Below are 22,826 nucleotides of genomic sequence, written 5' to 3' on the forward strand. Positions count from 1 at the left end.
TCCCCTCGCGCAGGGGAGCACATTTTTTGTGAAAAGACTCACTAGCTTTTACAGTTTTTGCTTTTACAAAAGGTACAATGACTGATTCTATGTTGCTCAGCAGCACATCGCGGACACTTAATAGTTTTGTAGGTACAGGCTATTTCGTCACGTTTTAACTTAAACACCAAATTACATTTCTCGCAGGTAATATCAATTGACTGTTCTTCAGATGAAGACATGAGAAATCACTCCTCCAACAAAAAAAGCCATAAACAATGTTCCCAGCCATATCAAAAGTGCGTGTTTCCAGCTTTGCTCTTTAAACAGAATTACAAGCGATGCTACACAAGGAACAAAAAGCGTTATCGTCACTAAAGCAATTACTATCTGAATGGGCGTAAGCGCCAAACTGGTAAGTCCGGCTGCACCGAAATCACGTCTTACAAATCCCATAATGAAAACTCTCGCTGCTTCTTGCGGCAACTGGAGCCATTTAACAACCAAGGGTGCAAATACAACCTCAATTGACTGTAGCAGATTAAACACATGGAGAAACGAGACTATCAATGCGCCGAGAACAAACCAGGGAATCGCCTCATACATAAAATGATAAGTTTTCATCGTTGTTTTCGTCATGACGTTTGAGATCTTGGGCATACGAAGTGAAGGCAACTCTATAAATAAAGGAGTACTCTCTCCCTTCAATGTCAAATTAAGCAAAGATCCGACTGCAATAAAAAACCCAAAAATTACTACACTATACAAAAAAAGATATTTACTGCCGATAGGTGCAAGCAACGCAGCAATCACGCCCAGCTGAGCAGAACAGGGAATTGCAAATTGGAGCAAGATGATGGCTATTTTCTTTTCTCTCTCAGAGCCAAGCAACCGAGTCGTAATTGTCCCTGCAGTTACACAACCAAACCCCAGAATCAAAGGGATTATCGCCCTTCCATTAAGGCCTAACACATTCAAAGACCTATCAACAAAAACGGCAAGCCGAGGCAAATAGCCGCAATCTTCCAATATGGACAATGCAAAATAAAAACCGAACACTAATGGTAAAAGCAATCCAACAAGATAGGTCACCGTCATTGTTAACAAACCAAAATCACCAACCAGAATATTACCCAGAATACTTACCGGATCAATCATTTCTGCAACTAGCCCTCTCATGGCAGGCTCATAAATCCCTTGCATAACTGTTTTCTCTGTCACTCCTACAACTGTTTGAGCAACGAAAACACCCACAAATTTATAAACAACAAATAAAGCGCCGCACATTATCAAAAATGCCAGGAAGGGTTGCAGCATCCACTGTTCAAGTTTGTTCTTGAACCTATGGACCTTAGTAACATCTCTCACAACATGATCAATGATATCATTTACGATTTCCCGTCTTTTAATGTAGATGTCTCCTCGTGCTTCTACCGGCTCTATTCCATGCCGCTCACTGACATAAGGATCACCTTCCATTATCATCAAAGCTTCCGGCTGGGAGCCAACTACCCGTAACATCTCATGAAGCTTGAGGTGAAGTTCCGGGTTGATATTACCAGGCATTGCTTTGGGCAATAGTTCTTTAATCTCATCGAACCCCTGTTTTTTAACAGCAATTGTCCCTACAACAGGAACTCCTAAAAGATGGGACAGCAGATCAAGGTCAACCTCTATTCCTTCTTTTTTGGCCTCATCCATAAGATTAACGGCAACGATCATAGGAATACCCATGTCGATTAGTTGCTGCGTCAAAAACAAATCTCGTTCAAGATGCACCGCATCAACAATATTAATAATAATGTCTGCGCCAAGGATAATATCCCTCGCGACTTTTTCTTCATCATTAAAAGAAGATACACTGTAAATTCCAGGGGTGTCGAGGATAATATAATCGCCATACTTTCCCTGGCTGATTTCAATCGTCGTACCGGGATAATTAGAAACATCGACATACATCCCTGTGAAGTAATTAAAGAATATCGATTTCCCCACATTAGGGTTACCTACCAAAACAACCGTCTTCTTGTCTAAGGCAGTAGCAGCCGGTTTATGCGATTGATGGCGATGCATTATTATTCTCCTATAATCTCTAATATTATTTTTTGGGCTAACATCCTCCCGATGGCTAGTTCCTGATGGTTCTTTTTTATAACAATCGGTCCGCCCGGCAATTTTCCGATGCAGACTATCTTTGATCCGACACACAAACCCAATCTAACAAACTGCACAGCCAATTGCCCTTCCGGCAACGATACGATCCTTGCAACTGCTCCAACTTTCATTTGGTCTAATCCCATAATAATTACCCTCTATTCTGATATTTTTCCAGATACACTAGACTAAATAGGTTACTCACCTTCTCTGTTCTAAATATCCGGTAGCCGAGCTTTTGATAGAGATAAAGGTTTCGCTCACTTTTAAACCCGGTAAAAAGTTCAAATCTCTCAACTGTAAGATATCGTGATTCAACCTCACAGAGAAGCTGCGTTCCCAATCCCCGATTCTGGAAATCCGGGTGAACAATAAGTTTGCCTATATAACAAGAACCCTTATTCTCGTATGCTCTTACGGAACCTACGAGCTTATCTTCAATAACTATTTTAAGGACAACCTGCTTCTCGAAATCTCTTCTTATCTCCTCAATAGTTTGAATAAGCGGCGAAATCGTGTAATTATTATAGATCTCCGCTTCACTTACATAAGACTTCTTTTGAAGGGCAAGTATCTGTTCAGCATCTAGTATAGTCGCTTTCTCGATAATCAAATGCAAATCACTCCGAATCATGAGTACTCTCCAAATACCGGATATCCCATAGATCGATTGGTAATATCGTCAACGGTTTGCCGTTATTATCTACATAAATATTCAAATAATCCAGCAAACTATTCTTTGTCAAGTTCGCCCTCACACCAAAAAGCCTGTCAAAAGAGAAAAATGGCGGTTCCGGGAATTCAAGAAGCGTAACTTCTGCCGCTTCAGGGATTCCAGCTTTTTCCTTAGCAATTCTTAGTGCGACGTCCATTCCACCAAGGGCATCCACAAGCCCTACCCTCAAGGCTTCTTTCCCTGACCAGATCCTTCCTTGAGCCACAGTTTCGATGTCTTCAGGTTTTTTATTTCTTCCAACCGCGACCTTGTTAACAAAAAATCGGTATATATTGAAGATCTCTCTCCGGGCGTGTTTCAGCTCTTCATCATCCAGCTTTCGATTAGGAATGTAAAGACCCAGAAAAGGAATTGGGACACTAAACCCGGAATAGATATCGGAGTGCTTACCTTTCTTAACCAAGTCGGTACTTATTCCGAGATTTTCTTTAAGCCCTGAATTATATACGTACCCGCCAATTACCCCGATGGATCCGGTCATTGTATTCTTATGGGAAACAATCGCGTCACCGTTAATAGACAGCCAGTATCCGCCAGATGCTGCAACCAGCCCTTGAGATATGATGACAGGTTTCTTCGCTCTACAACGTGTAATCGCTTCAGCTATAGTATCTGACGCGATCGCTGACCCGCCTGGAGAATCAATCCTCAGCACAACTGCCTTGATTGAAGGATTACTCATAAGAGCTTCAAACAATCTTGCCATAGCATGCGCATTAACACCACTGTCCATAGCCACTGAACCAAGGGCATAAACAACGGCTATTTGAGGAGCTTCACCCCACTTATCATCTTGAGGCAGCTTATACTTTTCTAACGATGAGATTCCGACTACCTGTTTGGCAACGCCTTCGTATTCTTTGATCACTTCGTTCACGGAAGCCCAGGTCCCTATCCCGTCGACTAACTTAAGTTGTTGCGAATTCTCTGCCGGCAAAGACAAAAAGGTTTCATTGTCAATAAGATTATCAAACTGTTCTCCCGTTATTTTTCTCGACATACAGATATCTGACTGATAGACACCATACTCATCCTCAACGAATTTCTTTAATTGTTCTCTATCTCCCTCAGACATGTTTTTTCTCGAAAACCCCTCAAGAGCTGACTTGTATTTAAAGTATCCAAATTCCTGAAATCCAATCCCGATCTTCTCCAAACTCTCTCTATAATAGGTCTTACCAATAGAAAAACCTGACATTGAAACCGCTCCTAACGGATGAATAATGACCTTGTCAGCAATAGAGGCAAAATAGTACATGTCCATCGAAGCTTCATTTATAAAAACAACGACATGTTTTTCTGCTGCCCGGAATTCTTTCAACTTATCCCGCAACTCCCATAAAATCGAAGGATTAGTTACTTTCATATCTGTGGCATTGATCGCAATACCCCCGATCTGCTTATCCTTCCTGGCAGCATCAATAATATCAAGTACCGCCAGGATAGTATTGGATTTATCAAATAATGAATTATGGCGATAGTTAAGGTACCCGGAGAGATCAAGGATCAGGTAATTTGTCTCTTTCTTCATGTATGTCCTGAAGATATTACGATCGTAGCCGCCTAATCTCAGGTTATAATAAGAAGTATCTTTCTTGCCGATAACGTGCCGCTGGCTCGATATTCCGGTGCCGCCAAAGCTGAAGTCCAAGCCAAAAGAAATATGATCTTTATTGAAATAGCGGGTGGCAAAACGAATACCCGAAAAAGGCTCAATAACGGCACCAAGGCTTTTTCTTCTTTTACTGGGTTTTTCATTGTTTTTTACAGCATAATCGGCAAACAAAGCTATAAACTCATTGCCATATGGCCGATATGCAATATCATAAATCCCTTCCTGTTCCTTGCCATTCGTCTCGAAATTACCGACGATACCGAAGGAAAATTCAGAAGAACGCCACAATGATCCGATAGTGAACAGCTTCTTTCTATTAAAAGTGTTAGTATCCCCGTCAGACCAGCCATACCCGAACCCCAGACTGAAATCCCGATCACCAAATGCATTGGAAATCCGATAATCATTAATGTGCCCGCTGGCATCTTTATTTTTTATAACGCCCAGCCCAAGTCCCGGCACACCGAAAAACAATCCGCTCCGATCGCTATGAGTAGAAGCTGTCCAGACATAGTCAAATTCCGGAGAATCCAAATATTGCAATAATGCAGGATTATAATAGCCTTCGTAGCCTGTTTTAAAAGCTCCCGGAGAAGAAAGAAAAAGTTCGGATTGATCATGATAGTTTGGGATAAAAGCAAAAGCAGTATTCGTCATAACTATTAATAACACAAGAAAAACCTTAAATTCAGATAATTTCATCGGGCATCCTTCCTGCATAGTAATTATTATCAATAACCAAGTATATTATGGATAGACATAATATATTTGGTTATTGATTTCAGCAATAGATATTTTGCTGGAACCTTTATTCCTGATTGAAACCTTTAAAGGATTAAAGGTCCACCGAATTTTTACTTTAACAAAGAATTGGCACAAAGCTCTTCCCGGATTATTCTTCCAGCAACCACACCAAAACATCCCAATTGGCATTAATAACAATTAGAGTATAATGCCCTCGGACAGGGGGAAAAAGGACATGGACTTTCAATTAACAAGCGCAGCCTTCGTAGATCGGCAGCGAATACCGATACAGTATACGTGTGATGGAACGAACATTTCTCCTCCTCTGGACTGGCAGATTATTTCAAATCGGATATTAAGCTTTGCGCTTATTTTGGAAGACGTGGATTCGATAAAAGGAACCTGGGGCCACTGGGTTATAATAAACATTCCTGAAAGCAGAAGATCACTACCTGAAAATATTCCAAACGAGAAAAATCCGGAAGGGATGGGAATACAAGGAATTAACGATTACGGTGCTATCGGTTATGGTGGGCCCTGTCCTCAAAAAGGCGAGCATCGCTATATCTTTAATCTTTTCGCTCTCGATAGAATACTTTACCTAAAAGAGTCGCTCACGAGATATGAGGTGCGTAATGCGATTGAAGGAAATTTTCTTGCATCCTGCCAACTGACAGTGCTCTATGAACGCCGCTCATAAATAATAAACTATCATAGCAATATAAACCATACGAAATCCATACAGGAACATCTGATAAAATTGATTAGCCCTACCGATATCTATACCATAATTAGCAACTTATATAACAAGCAATGGTCAGGAGGCGTGTGGATATGAAAGCAATAGTTAAATTAATTCATTACTCATCGTTATTGTATCTATTAGCATTAGTTTTTATGACTAATTCGATAGGCTATACGCAAGATTTACCCATCGACAAAATCATGTTACCCCAGGGATTCAAAATCTCTATCTATGCAGAAAACGTACCCGACGCGCGATCAATGACCTTAAGCCCGGGAGGCATTGTATTTGTCGGCTCTCGCGTAGCCGGAAAAGTATATGCAATTATTAACAACAATAAAGATAACAAAGCAGACGAAGTCATTACAATTGCATCAGGGCTAAATGAGCCAAATGGCGTCGCATTTAAAGACGGCTCGCTTTACGTTGCTGAAGCTACCCGGATCATTCGCTTTGACAATATCGAAAATAGGATCTACAATCCACCTCCGCCGATAGTAATCAATGACAGCTTTCCTCAGGCGAAAAGCCATAGCTGGAAATATATAGCCTTCGGACCGGAAGGACTTCTCTATATATCCGTTGGCGCTCCCTGCAATGCATGCATAAGCAAAGTTGAAAATTATGCCACAATAATGAGAATGAATCCTGACGGCTCCGGACTTGAGATCTACGCCCGAGGAGTTCGAAACTCTCTCGGGTTTGATTGGAATCCCGAAGGAGAAGACCTTTGGTTTACCGATAATGGCCGTGACCTAATGGGCGATAATCAACCGCCGGACGAACTCAATCGAGCTCCACGTAAAGGGCTCAATTTCGGGTTCCCTTATTGTCATGGGATAAATATTCCAGACCCTGAGTTCGGAAAACTACGTGACTGCAGCGAGTTCACACCTCCGGAAATAGAATTGGGCCCTCATGTCGCAGCTCTGGGAATGAAGTTCTATACGGGATCGTTGTTCCCTGCCGAATACAAAAACCAGATATTTATTGCCGAACATGGATCCTGGAACAGATCAGTATCTATCGGATATCGGATAACTCTCGTACGCCTGGAGAACAACAAGGCTGTTGGATATCAACCCTTTGCAGAAGGCTGGTTACAAGATAACGGAGCAGCATGGGGCCGTCCGGTTGATCTCCAGGTCATGCCGGATGGAGCACTCCTGGTTTCTGATGACAAGAACGGCACAGTATACAGGATAAGTTACGAAAAATAAAAAACAGCGACTAGAGGCAGGAAGTTAGTGCCTTACCTCTAATCGCACATATATTACATTGTTTTGGCCAGGGCAACGCCCTCTTTGACCATTTGATTCGTGTATCCCCATTCATTATCATACCAGCTCATTATCTTAACCAGATCTCCATCAACTACCTTCGTTAACGTAAGATCTATGATTGCAGCGTGCGGATCCTTGATAATATCCGAAGAAACTACCTCATCCTCAGTGACCCTCATCACACCTATATATTTCTCCGTCGCGGCTTCTTCTTTAAAGATATTGTTAATTTCTTCAATACTTGTCGTCCGCTCGGTAATGAGAACAACATCCGAGATAGACCCTGCCGGGACCGGACCACGTATCGCAATACCGTCAAATTTACCTTTATATTGAGGTAAGGCACGGGTTGTCGCGATAGCTGCTCCTGTGGATGAAGGAACAAAATTAATCGCCGCCGCCCTTCCCCGTCTGAGCTTCTTGTTGGGCGAGTCAACGATAGACTGAGTCGCAGTATATGCATGAAACGTTGTCATTATCGCTTTCTTTAAGCCTATCCGTCTTCCGATGATCTCGATAACAGGAGCGATGCTGTTGGTAGTGCAACTAGCACACGAGACCAGATTGACATTACCTTCGGGACTATTAACCCCATAAATAACCGTGCCGACATCTTCGCTTTTCGATGGTGTCGACAATATAACCGTCCGTGCCCCGGCATTGAGGTGTTTCTGGAGATCTTCTTTTTTTGTAAAAACACCGGTACACTCAAAAACAATATCAATATGCAATTCCTTCCAGGGAAGCCCTCCTGGATCTTTAACACTTAAGAACTTGTATCGCTTATCTTCAATCAACAAATCATCATCGGCATCAATTTTTTTTTCATACCTTCCATAAACCGAGTCATACTTAAGTAAATAAACCAGACTATCAATCTTTCCCAGGTCGTTAACAGCTACCAATTCCAGTTCCGGCGTTTCCAAAATGACTTTAAGCGCAGCTCTCCCAATCCTTCCTAAACCATTAATAGCAACTCTTGCCATATTGATTCCCCCCTTTTATCCTCTCAATTAATAATTTGTTATCAACCGGCGATTTGGGCTAATGCAAAGCATTTTATAAAACATTATATTTAGTTATTTATTTGGGAGTTCATTTTATAACAAAGACAGCTCTCGTCAACAATAAAGATTACTGTTTACATGGCAGGTTTTCATCGCATAAAGAACTGAGGAGAATTCCTGTATTTTACCGTTTTTCATTGTGGCCGGATTTAAACCCGGATAATTGGCGACTATTCAAAAACATGGCGTTATGTTAAATAGAGTTCATTAACCTTAGTTCTTATGATTGTTATTATAAATTTTATATTTATCAATTACTTTATGCTTTTATATGATAATTAAAACCATCTTTAAATGTTCGCATTACGACTCGAATTCAAAATAGATGGAGTAGACGCATGAAACCTCCTGATTACCTGGATTTATCCGGCATTACTGAAAAAGATGCGCAGGAACGGTCACAAAACGAAGGGTACAACGAGCTTCCTTCTTCGAAACAAAGAAGCGTAATTGCGATCACCTTAGAAGTATTTCGAGAACCGATGTTTATTTTACTAGTAACCGGAGGGATTATCTACTTCCTGCTCGGAGAACCTCAAGAAGCCTTACTTTTACTCAGTTTCGTATTCGTCGTCATGGGGATAACCATTTATCAGGAAAGAAAAACCGAACACGCCCTTGAAGCGCTAAAAGAGTTATCAAGTCCTCGGGCACTCGTTATTCGATGCGGGATTCAAAAACGGATAGCCGGGCGTGAAATTGTCCGGGAGGATATTATGATACTCAAAGAAGGTGACCGCGTTGCTGCCGATGCCATCGTGCTCCAGGAAACCAATCTGCTGATAGACGAATCTTTACTAACCGGAGAATCTGTGCCCGTCAGGAAATCAGCTTGGAACGGAGTCGCACTTACTGTCGCTCCAGGTGGTGACGATCTTCCTTTTGTGTACTCAGGATCTCTTATTATCCAAGGACAAGGGATTGCGAAAGTCACGGCTACCGGGACAAATACAGAAATCGGTAAAATAGGAAAAACCTTAGAATCGCTAAAACCGGAACCAACACCACTTCAACAGGAAACAGGTGATCTTGTTAAAAAAATAGCTTTGATTGGTTTTTTTTTATTTTTGATCATTGTCTTTACCTATGGCTTAGTACGTAACGATTGGCTGAATGGACTGCTCGCCGGGATTACACTGGCAATGGCGATATTACCTGAAGAATTCCCTGTGGTATTAACTATATTCCTGGCTCTCGGAGCCTGGAGAATGTCTCGTAAAAATGTATTAACCCGAAAAATTACCGCCATTGAAACTCTCGGATCTGCGACTGTCTTGTGCGTCGACAAAACCGGGACGTTAACACTTAACCGTATGAGAATAAAAAAAATATTTGCTAATAACGATTTTTATGACCTGGAAATGAAAAGAAACGAGAGCCTCCCGGAACAGTTTCATGAGCTTGTTGAATATAGTATATTAGCAAGCCAAAAAGATCCATTTGATCCTATGGAAAAAGCCATAAAAAAACTGGGAGAATACAAACTCTCAAATACTCCGCATATCCATTATGATTGGAATCTTATTCATGAATACCCTTTATCAAAAAGTCTGCTCGCGATGTCGCATGTCTGGCAATCACCTAACGGGCAAGATTACATTATCGCCTCCAAGGGAGCACCCGAAGCCATATTAGATCTGTGTCATCTCTCCCCGAGCCAAATCGATGATTTATCGAAAAAAATCAGCATGCTGGCAAACGAAGGGCTCAGAGTCATCGCCGTTGCAAAAGCTTCTTTTCGGAAAGAACAACTTCCGAGTCAACAACATGCATTTAATTTCTTATTTCTCGGGTTAATCGGACTGGAAGATCCAATCCGGGCTTCAGTTCCTGAAGCCCTCGATGAATGTTACAGAGCCGGAATCAGAATAATTATGATTACCGGAGACTATCCTGCAACTGCCCAAAATATCGCCCGCCAGATCAAACTCCAGCAAGCAACCGAAGTTATCACAGGACATGAATTGACTACCATGAATGACTCTGAATTACAGAACCGGATAAAAAGTATTGGTATTTGCGCGAGAGTAGTACCCGAACAAAAACTTCGAATTGTTAACGCACTGAAAGCTAACGGAGAAATAGTCGCAATGACAGGAGACGGGATAAATGACGCGCCGGCACTTAAAGCTTCGAATATCGGGATTGCAATGGGAGGACGAGGAACTGATGTCGCCCGTGAAGCTGCGTCACTTGTGCTGCTCGACGACGACTTTTCATCGATTGTTGCAGCAATAAGAATGGGGCGCAGAATATTTGATAATCTCCAAAAAGCTATGGCCTACATAGTATCCATCCACATTCCCATTGCAGGTATGTCATTGATTCCAGTACTCGTTAACTGGCCACTCGTACTGCTTCCGGTCCATATTGCATTCTTACAGTTAATAATCGACCCTACCTGCTCGATAGTTTTTGAAGCAGAACCTGAAGAAAAAAACATCATGGACCGTCCTCCACGAAAACAACACGAGCATTTGTTCAACAGAAACGTACTTGTCATCAGCCTGTTACAAGGACTCAGCGTCCTCTTCATTATTCTGACGATCTTTTTCTTTTCACTTAATTCTGGACGAGGAGCTTCAGAAGCACGAGCAATGACATTCACTACCTTAATTATCGCAAACCTTGGCCTCATACTCACCAATCGCTCCTGGTTAACGACAATACCCTCATCACTGGCTTCCCATAATCGTGCCCTGGGATGGGTCCTTGGAGGGGCGGTCCTTTTTTTGGCCCTAGTTCTATATGTTCCTTTTCTAAGAGGATTATTTCGTTTCAAGATACTCCACCCGAATGACCTGTTCATCTGTTTTAGTGCAGGAATAATTAGTATTATCTGGTTCGAGTTCCTTAAAACAATAAAAAACAGAGAAAAGAAAACCTCCCTCCTATTATAAGAACTTGCATTCAGGACAATGAATAGTAGATAATTAATAGTATCACTCTTAAGTTAACAGGCCTTTTACAATGATACTCAGAATAGCTTTTTTTCTTATGCTCGTCAGCAGTTCCTGTGCCTTCGCAGTCTCTTTGAATGTACAATCATTTAGTGTGACATCTGACATTAAAAAGACAGAACCCTCTAACTTCATAGAAAGCAATGTGTATAACGTGATGAAAACAAGCCAACTAGGCTTATCAGTATGGAACTTCTATTCTTCATTGTATAGAGAAAATGAAAACAACTCATTAACGCAAAATATACTTATTAGTACAAGGAAGCTACTGAGCGGCAAGCAAATTGAAATCGATTGCAATAATTATCTGGGAAAATCAAGTGCCTTCAGAGAAGTAAAACCCAGGATATTCATTAGCCTTCACACAATAAGCTTAAAATGCTCATATGACTTTTGATAATGAGAATTGCGTACTTTATCATTGACAATTTGTATTTTTAACTGATAAAATTTCTTCGCACACAACAATTAATAAAGTTTGGTATAATATAATGTTTGAATTTATTGTTGAACTTGGAATATTGTTACTGTTATTGTCCCTAATCTATATACTTTTTGCTTCCAATAAATTGTTCTCTACGATCATTTTCGGCATTTCCTGTATTTCCCTTTTCTACGGATGGTACCTAATTCCTGTGCCGGCATTCCTTATTGCTGCGGTTATTAGCGGAGTTCTCGCAATTATCGTTAAGCCTGAAGTGAACAACAACAACATTATGCAGGCCTTAAAGAATGTCAACAAACATTCAGTCAACAGGAAAACTATTCAAGTTCAATAGCTTTATATTTTGTCGAGATAAACATCCATTTCAATTCGTCACTATCTTTATTAAACATTTTATTTATTATACCTAAAAAGAATAAATCATATTCTTTCGTCGGAAAATCTATTTTTTTCTGGTGATAGCTGCACATTTTTTGTAACAAGCTTTCCTTAGAATATAGTTCGAAACTAACTGTGGGATAGTTTATATGCAACTCTCTTGCAATCGCGTACTGTTCAGATTCCTGTATATTCTTAAGAACAAGTACAGGAATCCATACCTGGTTATTTTGAGAAAATGATCTATCTTCATAAACCACATAGCTCTTCGACTCACTGGAGTTCGTTTCAACATAGCGGGGAGCAGAGGGTATGCAGCTAAAAACCAATGCGATTGCAAAACAAATAAATACCGGATTCACCTTTGCCCTCCAGCCCTAAAGAATTGAGCATATATTAACGAAAATGGAATAAAAAGCAACTGGTCATTTAGGTTTGATGTAGAGACTTTCAACCTGAGTTCGACATAAGAGAGGGATGCGTCTCTATCGTGACGAGTAACAGGAAAGAACCTATCGGAGGTTATTTATTAATAAGGGGGATATTCTTACAGTAATCATATTCCAGTTGAAGGATAACATGGGTTATTTCAAACTTATCTTTTAATATCATCTCAATCTGATCTTTTAAAAGACAGCTCTCGCTGATCAGCATATCTTTAGACACATTGATATGCGCTTCAAAATGGATTGTTTCTTCCGTCAACTGCCATATATGGACGTGGTGTATATTTTTTACCCCGTCTATTTCTTCAATAATTTGCTGAATTTTCAGTACATCAATATGCTCAGGAGTATGCTGCATCAAAATACTTATTGCTGTACTTAAAATTGAATATCCTTCTTTTATAACATATATTCCGATAGCTATACTGAGGACCGGATCAATCCAATAAATATGATAAAAATAGATGAGAATACCTCCGGCGATTACTGCCAGCGACGTTAATGCGTCAGTAAACAAGTGGACGTACGCAGACCTCATGTTAATATTGTCATGAGCATCTTTTCGTAAAAGCAAGACGGAGGAGGTATTCGCAAGAAAACCGATACTTGCAACAAGAATCATCAGACTACTATTAATACTATCAGGTTGCGGGGAGATTAGCCTCTCCAGGGCATTCCTGAACAACGCAAAAGAGGCAAGAATTAAAATCGCTGCATTGAATAACGCTGCCATGATTTCGGCCCGTTTATAACCAAACGTTTTCTCCGCCGTACTCTCCTGTTCACTTAGCCTAATCGCGATATAACTTGTAACAAGCGCAAAGGCGTCACTAAAATTGTGAAGCGCATCAGAAATAAGGGAAAGGCTTCCCGAAAACACCCCGCCGACAAGCTGAACTCCGGTGATAATAAAGTTGAGAATAATGGAAAAAATAATTTTGGCCTTTTTCCCATGCCCCCAGGAATGATCATGATGATGTGAACTATGACCCATAAGTATGACTTCCTATTTAATTTTTCCGAAACAACAGTTGTCTCGGACATACTAACAATGGAAGATAATACTCTTTCTGACAAGAGAAGTATATCGGCAATTTCTTTCATATACGTTGCCAATTTATGCACTTGACCCTCACGATAATCGACCTATAATCCAACGAGCAATGATCGTCCTAATAAGTTATCGTATCACCCTACAACTTCGATAATAATAAGCAACCTTGATTCTTTAATAAAAATAAAACAATAAAAGGACCCCGCTATGACAGATAAAAATGATCAGATGAAAGAAAAGAATGGAAACCACATCAATCTTATAACCATATCAGGAATTAAGATCAATCTCGACTATTCATGGTTCATCATCTTTTTTCTCGTTTTCTGGAGCCTCACTTTCGGTTATTTTCCAAGGTATTATCCGGGACAAAGTACCCTGATCTATCTTCTTACCGGAGCACTGGCAACTTTTTTCTTCTTCTTATCAATAATCATACATGAGCTTTCTCATTCTCTGATAGCACTTAGGGCAGGAATTAATATATCAGAGATCACCCTGTTCATTTTTGGCGGAATTGCCAATATTACGGAAGAACCAAACGATCCGAAAACCGAGTTGAAAATAGCAATTGCCGGGCCTCTAAGCAGCTTTGTCATAGCCGCCATCTTTTGGTCAATCAACGGTTTCTTCGCAAGCAGTATACACGTCATGTTATTTGCGCTCTTCAATTATCTCGGATGGATTAATATCGCACTTGGGATATTTAACCTTGTCCCAGCTTTTCCGCTAGACGGCGGAAGGATTTTCAGGGCTCTCTTATGGTGGAAATCACATTCGCTCAATCAAGCTACAAAGATTGCCTCAAATATAGGTCAGGGGTTTGCCTTAGTTCTTGTTTTCCTTGGAATTCTGGATATCATCCAGGGGGTGTTTATCGGGGGACTGTGGCTCATTTTTATAGGATTATTCCTGCGAATGATTGCACAAGGAGGATACCAGCAGCTTCTTATTAAACAATCCTTAGAGGGCGTAAAAGTAAAGGATGTAATGATTAGAGACGTCATACAAGTTCCCTCCGGAATAACCATTGATGATCTTATCAATAATTATTTCTTTCATTACAGTTACAGAGGATTTCCGGTAGCTGACGATGATGAGCTGTTAGGGGTAATAACACTTTCTGACCTGAAAAACATTCCTTATGAAGAGCAGAAGAAAAAAACAGTAAAAGATATTATGAAACCACTTATCAAGAGCTGTCTTGTTTCTCCCGACACTACACTCATGTATATACTAAAAAAAATGTATGCCGAAAAACGAAACAGTTTCTTTGTCATGCAAGAAGCAAAGCTGGTAGGAATGATCAGCAAAGGCAGCTTGCTACGCTTCATGGAAATAAAAGGTTTTAATAGGTAGAATTAAAAAACTATCGTTGTAGTGACGTCCGCAGAAAGTTTGGTGTCCGAATAGGTATACTCCGCGTTTTTCGGACCCAAAAAACTATTAAGTGCACATCCTATGGTAAAGTTATTTACCATAACATAGCCTACTCCCATTGCCAGGATCGCCGAACCGTCGCTTAAGTTACTTATAATGTTGGTATTAAACGTCATATCCGTAATAGGATATTTATTTATCGTAGTAAATAAAGCAGCATAATAAACACCGGAGTAATTCTGTTCATAATAATTATTTATGAATGTGGACCTTGTGGCGGAATTTTTGAACATGTTCTTGTTATACCCGCTGTTATTGTAGTAAAACTCTGCAATAACATTTATTCTATCTTTAAGCTCCCATTCAAATGACTTCGTTAAGCCTAGACTGGCTTTTGGAATCCATCTGTCTTTTATTATGTGGCTAGAAACGTTGCCGTGGTCATCAACGATAAGTTTTGGCCTGTTCTCGCCATATGACAGGCTTACCTCACCCTTTACGTCGACATCACCGGCTTTAGTTGAATAATCAAAGCCATAAACCGGAAGAGAACCTTTCTTCTTCCATGCAGAAAAAGCCAATTCGCTATTATCGATGAGAAATTCCAGCTTCCCGGCGAGTGCTGTTCTATCAAAATTTCCTGCTTCTGAAAAATCCCAAAACAGATAGATATTCTTGCTTGCTCCAAATGGGACATGGACCTTTGTGCCATAAACCCCTTCCCGATAATGATTAATATTAAGAAAACTGCGTTTCTCAATATTAATGAGATCCGTAGGATTCCAGAAATATGTTCGTCCCCACTGCAAAACCTGTTTTCCGGTACGAAAATAGATACCCTGATTCACGTTCATATCAATAAAAAATTCTTTAACTGAAAACGCCAGAGAGTTCCCGGAAACGGCCAGCTTTTGAGCCGCATTTGCCACTTCAAGATTGATAAAGGCCTTCACACCTTTTTTTAACCTTACATCCAGAAACAAATTCGCATCAGTATAGTTGGTTAAGGTATTGTTATTCCATCCGGCCCTCTTCTCGATCCAGGAACGGTCCATGGCATATATCCCTTTTGACAGGATACTTCCGGTAAAGGAAACGCTCTCTTGCTCAAGTATCGCACCAACCGCATCATCCATAATGTTGCCGGTCTCGATAACCGAACTCGTTTCGTTAAACATCTCGCTCTCATTAACAAGTTCTTCGGCTATCGCAAAAGTTCCGAAACAGAGCAAAAAAATAGCCGGGAAAATATGTGATCGCATCGTAGACATAGGCAGTTCCTTTATTTACTTATATTTTCAAGATAAGCTTTGGTAAAAACAGAATCTTCTACTTTCTTCGTCGAAATACCGGATATTTCTACCATAGTCTTATTCCCTTTTTCGAACTCGTCAATGAACATTGCTTGTATGAAGACATACTTTCCATCAATGAGCGTATATTTTCGATAATAGGCGGTCTCCATCAGCGTTCCTGAAAGAGAATACGACTGCTCCTTTAGCGGGAGCAAATTATCTTTACGGACCCAGTAAGTTAAAGAAGGGTACTTAACATCACTGACTTTTGCTATTAATTTTATTTTATATACCGGAATAGTTCCCAGGACTTCTTCTACGATGGATTCCAGCCCTTTCCCATCAAGCGCAGGCTTATACAGGTCAACAAGCTTTCTTTTCTCAAAATCGTCCGCACTGGCATCTGAACCCCCGATACTCTCGTCACGATTAATATGCTGGAAGGTCCTGGTATTGCGTCTGTACATCCAGAAATTATCTCCTGATTTCAGATAGCCATTTCCTTTCTCTGATTCCGGACCGGTCATAAGGATAAGAAAAGAATCATCTTTATCCCTGCGATAATAAATCATTTCAGTGGCTTTAATGCCTTGGGTCACCTTTTGCTGTGTCATCTTTACTTTTGCGGTAATATCAGTCTTGATATCCTGAAGCTCATCTATGCTATTCATAATCTGAGTTATTTTGCTCTCCGCCTGCACTGAACCCGCCAAACAAATCACACATAGCGTTGTTAGAATCCATTTTCTCATTATTACTTTCTCCTTAATTGTTTTCGATTTTTGATTTTTTCGTTCATTATTCAAAGTGCCTTAGCGCATGAGCCGCCGAAAGGCTTGCTGCCCTTCTCGCCGGGAAATATGATGTTAATCCGGCAATTACCAAGATCAAGAGCATGTTAAATAAAATACCGAAAACACTTGGAACAAAATGTAAATGTTTGTTCACCAATAATATATTGAGCGCAGTCACGGTATTGAACGTGATAAAATGAGTCAAGCCCATAACAATAAAGGCTGCAACAATACCGACAATCGATGCCATAAAAGTCAGCAAAAGGGTCTCTACTATAAAAGAGTTACGGACATCAGGTTTTTGCATCCCTATAGCCCGTAACGTCCCTATTTCACGAGTCCGTTCACGGATGGTCATTCGTAAGGTATTCACCACGCCGATCAAAATTATAAAAAACAAAACCATTACCGCAGTTAACGTGATAAGATTAAGCACTTTTTCCATCTGCAACACACTACTAGCCGTTTCGTACATAGTACGAACATCCATTACAGCAACTGCAGACTTATCCTCAATTATACTTTTCATCTTTTTCATATATTCATCTGAATTACTTGTCCTTTTGAGCAAATTCCATTCTTTGCCGAGTGCTGCATACACAAGGTTACTCGTCGGTGGCTGGTAGACTTCGTTACTAGCATCCGGAGGAAGATTTCTATAATAGGTCTTATAAAAAAGCTTGTCACTCAACAGCAGGACATTATCGGGAAGTATCGTCGGCAGAACAGTATAAATAGCTTTAACCGTATAATTGTTAGTAGTATATCCACCCTCATATTTGTTTTTATAGACACTATCGAAGGTATCACCGACAGAAAGCTTGAGCGATGCAGCTAACTTACCGCTAAGAATAACGCCTTCTTTTCCAAGGGCTTCTTTCACGTCCCCTGAAACAAAAACTATATTCTTAGTTATCACAGCCAAAGAAGCATCATTCCGGTAGAATGCCAGAGTTGTTGCGGGAACGGAGGTATCTTTATACTTCAATTCTCCATAGATTGCCGCAACTCCGGGGGTCAGCTTCTTATAGAGGCTATTCGCTTGTTCAATAGCTATTTTCGGATTATTTAGTATTATCTGCAAACTACCGGTTTCATAAGGCTTTAACCCAACCAGTTGCTTAAGGTTTTTTCGGCTCAGGTATATTGCCATATCCATAAACATGTTCTCTGATTTGACAACTGCAACAATAGTGAGGACATCGGTCTGCTGTTGTCCATAAACGTTCTGGAGCCGCACGCGCAAAACGTCATGCAGTTTAACATTAAGGCTTTTCGCCTTTTCAGCAGAAATGATTACAGGATTTCGTATGCTTTCATCCATAAAGTCAGTGCTCTTTCCAGATATAGCTTTAAAAAAACCATAAAATTCCTTATCCGGATTAACTCCAACAAGCACGACATTGTCGCTCTTTCCATTACCGATCGCTTTGGTAAAAATAGAAAGACTTTCTTCGATACGCTTTATGTCCTTAACATTTTCATTGATGATCTTAAGAAAGCGGTCTTTGTCGCGCATAATGGGGAATCTCATTTTCCCTTCCTCCAGTGTTGCGATCTCCATATGTCCCGCGACGTAAACGATAACTCTATTGAGAAGGGAATCAGAGATACCATGGGAAAAGGAGTTAGCGATAACCAGGATCATCATCCCAAAAGCTATGGCAATTCCCAGCAAAACATTCCTTCTTTTCTGGCGAAATAAATTCCTCATACTGATATCAAATAATATACTCATAGGTTTCTCCTTAATCTCTCGCTATTGCTTCAAGTGGGGTTATGCGTCTCGCAACAATCATAGGATAAATCGTCGCGATAAGTGTTACGACAGCTAATTGAACAATTCCCAGAATAATATCGGACATGCTCAGAAGAGGCTGAAATTTGTCTCCGCCAAAAAACAATTGCAACATTTCATTTGCTGTTGTTATATTCATTAAGGCCAGAATCTTAACGGTAACGATACCTGATATAATCCCAATACCGCCAAATACAAACGATAGCATCGCTGTCTCATATAAGAACATTGATGATATAAAGCTTTTTTTCGCGCCGACCGCCCTCATCATTCCTATTTCCGGAATTCTCTCCAAGGCTGCCATACTCAGTGTGTTCATAATAACTATAATGGCAACAAAAAAGATGAACGTTACAAAAACAAACAGAGCACCTTTCATCAACATTGCCATATCGGCAATCTGGCCAAGACCTTGTTTCCAGGTAATTGCCTGAACATTCACATGTGCATCATTCAACGCTTTGTTTAGCTTTTTAACGGCGACATCCAAAGGCACTCCAGGTTTTAGCTTGATATACACCAGATTAAAGGACCCCTTGTCCGTATCAATCGCTATCTGCTGTTTCTCAGTTTCTTTCTGGATTGACGACGAGTCAAAAATACTATCATCGGTTTTCATTTCTGAGACCAATCCATCCATTGAGAAAGAACCTTCAAGATTCGATTCATCCATCGCTAATAAGGCTTTTTTTTCGTCATCGACCTGAGCTGAGCTATCGGCAGCAGTAACGTAGCCAAAACACTCTCGAAACGATTCAAGGTCAATAATATTAAAAAAGCCCCAAAACTTATTAAAGGATTTATATTTGATGACACCTTTTACCGGGGAGAGAATATCAAGGGTGGTATTCTTATCACTGAACCCCATAAAAACCAGCTTATCCCGAACCTGTAACCGCTGAATATTCGCTTTGGCCTCCGGGGTCAGGTTTGCAGTTGCAAGCGTGCAATTTTCTGGAATAACCCAATAATTGGTGAGATAATCATAGAGCATTTTTCTGTTAACAGTAGTAAGGAGCAATCCTCTCTCTCCAGGCTTAAGCAGGCGCCCTTCGACAGTCTCAACATTATCGAACATCTTCTGGTATTGAGCGAAATCAACACCTAACAAAAAGTATAAATCCGGCTCACCTGCATCACTAAGCACCATAGCAGCACCCTGTGCAGCCGGAAGGAACTTATCGACATAGGGTTGTTGGGTAAGCACATCTTTGATGGCAGGATACCCACTGATCACCTCAATCGATTCGCCCATCATTGGGAACAAAACATCCTTCTTAACCTGTTTATCGGATATTAATACTATGTCTCCGGTAAACCGGTTAACAATATTCTCTTTGAGCCCTTCATTCAAACCGGAAATGATACCATTTCCTACGGTCATTATCCATGCGCCCAAAAACAGGATTACTCCAATTACAAGACTTTTACCTTTATGACGATAAATATTTCTCCAGGCAATCTTTAAACTCAGCATCTTAATACTCCTCAGATCCTTTATTTATCCAGCTATTCTGCCAGTAGACCATCTTTGATCCTGACAATACGCTTCGCGTATTTGATAACATCGGGATCATGGGTAGAAAAGATAAACGTCGTCTTTTCTTTTTCGTTCATTTCTTTCATAAGCTCTAAAATATAACCGCCGGTTTCCGAGTCCAGATTGGCGGTCGGTTCATCAGCCAGGACAATACCCGGTTTGGTGACCAGCGCCCGAGCAATAGCAACTCGCTGTCGTTGCCCTCCGGAGAGTTCGGACGGCTTGTGGTTAATATGCTCCGTAAGACCGACAGCATCGATAAGCTGACTGGCTCTTTCACTTATTTCCTTTTTTGAATATTTCTTCATGAGAAGAAGCGGGAACTCAACGTTTTCCTTAACATTGAGGACAGGGATCAAATTAAATGTTTGAAATATAAACCCTATTTTATAGAGGCGAAGATCCGTAAGTTCTTTGTCTTTCATTGTTGTAATCTCTTTACCGGCGATCTTCATGCTCCCTTCGGAAGGGATATCGATACACCCGATCATATTGAGCAGGGTCGTCTTGCCGCTCCCGGAAGGTCCTATGATCGATAAGAATTCGCCTTCCTGGACGTCGAACGATACTCCGCGAACTGCATGAACAACAGTCTCACCTAAAGGATAATTCTTTTTTATATTTTTCATTTCAACAATATTCATTCCGACTCTCCTTCACAATAATAATTGTAATTAAATTGGATACTCGAAGCCTGGCAGCCATCGTATATTCTACTTTATTACCTTCTTTTTTTAAAGATATTATTAAAATTTTGAATATATCAATTGCGATTCTAAATGTTTGACCATAGTCCCCCAGAATCACCCCCGGCAATTCAGGACCGGGCAGAACATTCTATTTTCTATATATTCTCAGCATTTTTCCCGAGGCCAGATATTCTTTCAGCTGTGCGATCCCGATTTCTTCTTCGGTTGCTCTCTGCACGTCTATATTTTCCAACAGGAATGGACTTATCGAATTAAGATCAGCTATCGATCCTAACGCTGAAGCATACTTTTTCTTTATCTCATTATAAAAATTCAACATTCTTATATACTGGAAGTAATAAACCAGATCTTTTCGGGATAAAAAATCTGTTTCTACCGGGAACACCGAGGACCTGAACGAAATCCAGTTATCCGGATCAACCCGATTGCCCGCAACCAACTCTGAAAACTGCTCAGTTCCGGGCGGAGGATAATAAATAGACGGAGCTATCAGGACATTGAGCCCGCTCAAATATTCGATAGTTTCCTGAATATCTTCTTTCGTCTGGTCCGGCAGCCCTATTATTAGATAAGCAGTAACCTCAAAACCAAGAAGCACTGCAGCTTTCACAACCAGTTCAAATTGTTCGTTCAAGAATGGGCGCCTCAGCTTTTCCTTAAGGCTATCCTGAGCGGTGACCAGTGAGACGTTTAGGTTACGGAACCCTGCCTGCCACATTTTCTGAAGCAGCTCTTCACTAAGCGTCTCCGCAGATATCCCATTCATGGCATATAATCGAATGTCATCATTCCGGAAGGTTTCAGTGACTCCCGCTAAAAGCTCGTCAAACCAGTTCCTATCGAGGCTCAGGTTATCATCCTCAAAATCAAAGACCCGTACATTTTCATGATGACAGAGATAGGACATTTCCTCAAGTATCGAAGCAACACTTCGCTTAATGAAATTGCTTCCGTGCATCGAAGCAACTGTGCAAAACGTACATTTTCTGGGACAACCTCTGGTAGCTATCAAAAAGCTGAAGTTTTTCCTGTGCATTTTATAATAGGAAGAATTAATTAACGATCGATCAGGGACAGTCCGGGTAAAACAGTGTGACTCATCTTCGGGCAGGCCAAGCACCCGAAGGAAATCATTCTCATCCGAACCGCTGATGACCTTATCTATACAGGAATGTTTAAGCAGAATATCCTCTTTATAGACCGTTGCATGATATCCCCCGATTATTATTTTTGTATTCGGGAATACGGCCTTTATTTTTTCCGCAAGTGCCGCAACGATATTAAAATAAGCCGTAAAATTGCAGGTAATGCCAATATAGTCGGGACTTAGCTCACAAACTTTCTTGATTATCTCGTCATCTGTCAGCCCGAATCGATAGTAGGCACCAAACAGCTTAAGAGGACCAATCTCTTTTTCGGAATACACCTCTTTTAAATAATTAAATTCTTTCGGTAAAGGAATGGTTTTTTTCTTATATGGCTTCAAGCAATCAAGGATACTTACGTCCACACCATTTTTCTTGAGCAACGTACCAAGATAGAGCAATCCCAGAGGATAGGTGCGGATTTCCGTAAGATAGAAGTCTTCGATGGGAGGTTGGATCAAAAGAACTTTCATAGTAGTTTAATACTATCCTGCTACTTACTATTTGGAAAGTCTAAAATGATCACCCTAGATCTCATAGAGGAAATATTGATGTAAT

19 protein-coding genes are annotated in these 22,826 nt (G+C 40.6%); 5 read left to right on the top strand and 14 right to left on the bottom strand.

Translation table 11 applies throughout. The features are described from left to right. Positions 1-41 precede the first annotated feature (41 nt). The 5 genes from DKM50_02240 to sppA are packed head-to-tail and all read right to left on the bottom strand — an operon-like array spanning position 42 to position 5,204. Complete coding sequence (locus DKM50_02240; protein ID PZM83535.1) at positions 42-221, bottom strand: hypothetical protein; 180 nt, start codon at positions 219-221, stop codon at positions 42-44. After that, positions 208-2,052: a ferrous iron transport protein B gene (gene feoB, locus DKM50_02245; protein ID PZM83536.1), complete on the bottom strand. Its 1,845-nt coding sequence runs from the start codon at positions 2,050-2,052 to the stop codon at positions 208-210. Before feoB ends, DKM50_02240 begins: the two co-directional genes overlap by 14 nt. Before the next feature lie 2 nt (positions 2,053-2,054). Beyond that, positions 2,055-2,279 (bottom strand): ferrous iron transport protein A, encoded by a 225-nt coding sequence (locus DKM50_02250; protein ID PZM83537.1) that lies wholly within the window; start codon positions 2,277-2,279, stop codon positions 2,055-2,057. A gap of 5 nt (positions 2,280-2,284) precedes the next feature. Next, entirely contained in the window at positions 2,285-2,767 is a 483-nt protein-coding gene (locus tag DKM50_02255; protein ID PZM83538.1) for a GNAT family N-acetyltransferase, read from the bottom strand. After that, positions 2,754-5,204, bottom strand: a complete 2,451-nt coding sequence (gene sppA, locus DKM50_02260) for a signal peptide peptidase SppA (protein PZM83539.1) — start codon at positions 5,202-5,204, stop codon at positions 2,754-2,756. The genes DKM50_02255 and sppA overlap by 14 nt, the downstream gene beginning before the upstream one ends. 232 nt (positions 5,205-5,436) lie before the next feature. On the opposite strand from sppA, the gene DKM50_02265 reads away from it, so the two are divergent. Together DKM50_02265 and DKM50_02270 are read left to right on the top strand one after the other, a co-directional pair. Continuing rightward, positions 5,437-5,928, top strand: coding sequence for a YbhB/YbcL family Raf kinase inhibitor-like protein (locus DKM50_02265; GenBank protein PZM83540.1), 492 nt, complete (start codon positions 5,437-5,439; stop codon positions 5,926-5,928). A 113-nt stretch (positions 5,929-6,041) separates the two neighbouring features. Next, positions 6,042-7,193 carry a sorbosone dehydrogenase family protein gene (locus DKM50_02270; protein ID PZM83541.1) on the top strand — a complete coding sequence of 384 codons (1,152 nt, stop codon included), beginning with the start codon at positions 6,042-6,044 and terminating at the stop codon, positions 7,191-7,193. 53 nt (positions 7,194-7,246) lie between these two features. On the opposite strand, the gene gap is transcribed toward DKM50_02270, so the two are convergent. Then, positions 7,247-8,242 carry a type I glyceraldehyde-3-phosphate dehydrogenase gene (gene gap, locus DKM50_02275; protein ID PZM83542.1) on the bottom strand — a complete coding sequence of 332 codons (996 nt, stop codon included), beginning with the start codon at positions 8,240-8,242 and terminating at the stop codon, positions 7,247-7,249. 419 nt (positions 8,243-8,661) lie between these two features. Here gap and DKM50_02280 point away from each other — a divergent pair, with 419 nt between their 5' ends. Both DKM50_02280 and DKM50_02285 read left to right on the top strand, forming a co-directional pair. Beyond that, complete coding sequence (locus DKM50_02280) at positions 8,662-11,223, top strand: ATPase (protein PZM83543.1); 2,562 nt, start codon at positions 8,662-8,664, stop codon at positions 11,221-11,223. Between the two features lie 551 nt (positions 11,224-11,774). Beyond that, positions 11,775-12,062, top strand: a complete 288-nt coding sequence (locus DKM50_02285) for a hypothetical protein (protein ID PZM83544.1) — start codon at positions 11,775-11,777, stop codon at positions 12,060-12,062. On the opposite strand, the gene DKM50_02290 is transcribed toward DKM50_02285, so the two are convergent. Both DKM50_02290 and DKM50_02295 read right to left on the bottom strand, forming a co-directional pair. Further along, positions 12,046-12,468 (bottom strand): hypothetical protein, encoded by a 423-nt coding sequence (locus tag DKM50_02290; GenBank protein PZM83545.1) that lies wholly within the window; start codon positions 12,466-12,468, stop codon positions 12,046-12,048. The genes DKM50_02285 and DKM50_02290 overlap by 17 nt on opposite strands. A 160-nt stretch (positions 12,469-12,628) precedes the next feature. Then, positions 12,629-13,546, bottom strand: a complete 918-nt coding sequence (locus DKM50_02295) for a cation transporter (GenBank protein ID PZM83546.1) — start codon at positions 13,544-13,546, stop codon at positions 12,629-12,631. Between the two features lie 267 nt (positions 13,547-13,813). Here DKM50_02295 and DKM50_02300 point away from each other — a divergent pair, with 267 nt between their 5' ends. Beyond that, entirely contained in the window at positions 13,814-14,965 is a 1,152-nt protein-coding gene (locus DKM50_02300) for a peptidase M50 (GenBank protein ID PZM83547.1), read from the top strand. A gap of 2 nt (positions 14,966-14,967) precedes the next feature. Here DKM50_02300 and DKM50_02305 read toward each other — a convergent pair whose 3' ends face one another. From DKM50_02305 to DKM50_02330, 6 genes are all read right to left on the bottom strand, one after another. Then, positions 14,968-16,257 carry a hypothetical protein gene (locus DKM50_02305; GenBank protein PZM83548.1) on the bottom strand — a complete coding sequence of 430 codons (1,290 nt, stop codon included), beginning with the start codon at positions 16,255-16,257 and terminating at the stop codon, positions 14,968-14,970. Positions 16,258-16,268: 11 nt separating this feature from the next. Continuing rightward, positions 16,269-17,033 (bottom strand): hypothetical protein, encoded by a 765-nt coding sequence (locus DKM50_02310; GenBank protein PZM83549.1) that lies wholly within the window; start codon positions 17,031-17,033, stop codon positions 16,269-16,271. A 46-nt stretch (positions 17,034-17,079) separates the two neighbouring features. Continuing rightward, positions 17,080-18,813, bottom strand: coding sequence for a hypothetical protein (locus DKM50_02315; GenBank protein ID PZM83550.1), 1,734 nt, complete (start codon positions 18,811-18,813; stop codon positions 17,080-17,082). A 10-nt stretch (positions 18,814-18,823) separates the two neighbouring features. Beyond that, positions 18,824-20,350 carry a hypothetical protein gene (locus DKM50_02320; protein ID PZM83551.1) on the bottom strand — a complete coding sequence of 509 codons (1,527 nt, stop codon included), beginning with the start codon at positions 20,348-20,350 and terminating at the stop codon, positions 18,824-18,826. A 32-nt stretch (positions 20,351-20,382) separates the two neighbouring features. Continuing rightward, entirely contained in the window at positions 20,383-21,057 is a 675-nt protein-coding gene (locus DKM50_02325) for a lipoprotein-releasing system ATP-binding protein LolD (GenBank protein ID PZM83552.1), read from the bottom strand. Between the two features lie 193 nt (positions 21,058-21,250). Then, positions 21,251-22,741, bottom strand: coding sequence for a hypothetical protein (locus DKM50_02330; protein PZM83553.1), 1,491 nt, complete (start codon positions 22,739-22,741; stop codon positions 21,251-21,253). Positions 22,742-22,826: the final 85 nt, after the last annotated feature.

This window comes from Candidatus Margulisiibacteriota bacterium (assembly GCA_003242895.1).
Lineage (GTDB): Bacteria > Margulisbacteria > Riflemargulisbacteria > GWF2-39-127 > GWF2-39-127 > GWF2-39-127.